This window comes from Pseudanabaena sp. lw0831, assembly GCF_016584665.1.
Lineage (GTDB): Bacteria > Cyanobacteriota > Cyanobacteriia > Pseudanabaenales > Pseudanabaenaceae > Pseudanabaena.
On sequence record NZ_BBJB01000027.1, the window covers coordinates 1 to 1,239 of the forward strand.

At 44.6% G+C, this 1,239-nt stretch carries 2 protein-coding genes; both read right to left on the bottom strand.

Annotated features, from left to right (window positions below):
* Positions 1–57: 57 nt before the first annotated feature.
* Positions 58–738 carry an ABC transporter ATP-binding protein gene (locus APA_RS05490; RefSeq protein WP_103666354.1) on the bottom strand — a complete coding sequence of 227 codons (681 nt, stop codon included), beginning with the start codon at positions 736–738 and terminating at the stop codon, positions 58–60.
* A 75-nt stretch (positions 739–813) separates the two neighbouring features.
* Positions 814–1,071 (bottom strand): hypothetical protein, encoded by a 258-nt coding sequence (locus APA_RS05495; RefSeq protein WP_201321307.1) that lies wholly within the window; start codon positions 1,069–1,071, stop codon positions 814–816.
* Positions 1,072–1,239: the final 168 nt, after the last annotated feature.

Below are 1,239 nucleotides of genomic sequence, written 5' to 3' on the forward strand. Positions count from 1 at the left end.
CCCGCCGCCATATTTTTGGGTTCAATTATTTTGCGTAAGTCCCTAAGTCCTATGAACTTAACTTTTTTCTAATAACACTTGCTTTAAACGCATCGGATCGCCTTTGTCAATGACCTGACCACGCTCCAATAAAAACGCACCATCAGCATAATCAAGCTCATTCAATCGATGAGTTACCCATAAAGCGGTCAGATTTTTTTGCTTAACCAAATCGCGGACTGAGGCGACTAGATCGAGCTGATTTTCTCCATCTAATAAAGCAGTTGGTTCATCTAATAATAAAATTTCGGCATGACGCGCGATCGCACCAGCGATCGCAACCCTCTGCTTTTGACCACCACTGAGAGCGTAGATGGGGCGGCGAATCATTTGCTCTAGGTTAACGGCGCTAAGTGATTCTTTAACTCGATGCAGAGTTTCGATGTAGGAAAGATTTTCTGACGCTAAGCCAAAGGCTATATCTGCACCAACGGTGGGCATTACCAATTGATGATCGGGGTTTTGGAATACAAATCCAATGCGAGCACCGATCTCAATATCGCCAGACTTAGGTTTGAGCAAGCCTGCTAGTAACCTGAGTAAAGTTGATTTGCCACTGCCGTTAGTACCTAACAGCATCCAAAATTCCCCTTTTGGGACAGATAAATTGCAGTGATCGAGGACGGTTTCGCCCGATGCCCACGCAAAGTTAAGATCGCGAACACTAATAGCGGTGGTTACAGATTGATCAGTGGGCATTATTAATTGCAGGTAATTACAGAAGATACGAACATGCTTGTCGCACGCTGAGCGTGCGACAAGCATGTTTAATGATTAGCCACGGATAAAGCCTGCGCCCATATTCGCAGAAGCCCCTGATTTCTCAGAAACCTGTACGGCGGAGATCTCGCCAACAAGTACTGAAATTTTCTTGCCTTCTTGTTTTTCGCAGGTTAATTCCAAGATTTTGGTGTTACCGTCAGCGATCGCACTAGCAATCTCACGATAAAGCGCCTCAGCATTTTCTTGCTCCTTGCGCTGCACAGACAAAGCGATCGGGTTGTTTTTGAGGGTGATTTCAACTGTATACATCAGCATTGATTAGGTTGTCCTGCCTATAAATAAAGGTAGATAGGGTTATTACAAGGTTTAGCGCAGATGCATTGGTGATTTGCATACCTGTTTGTTACCTTCAGTATGCCATTGCAGAGACGATCAAGGTGAGGTTTGTAAAACCCAAAAACCAAAAGAGAGTGGCGG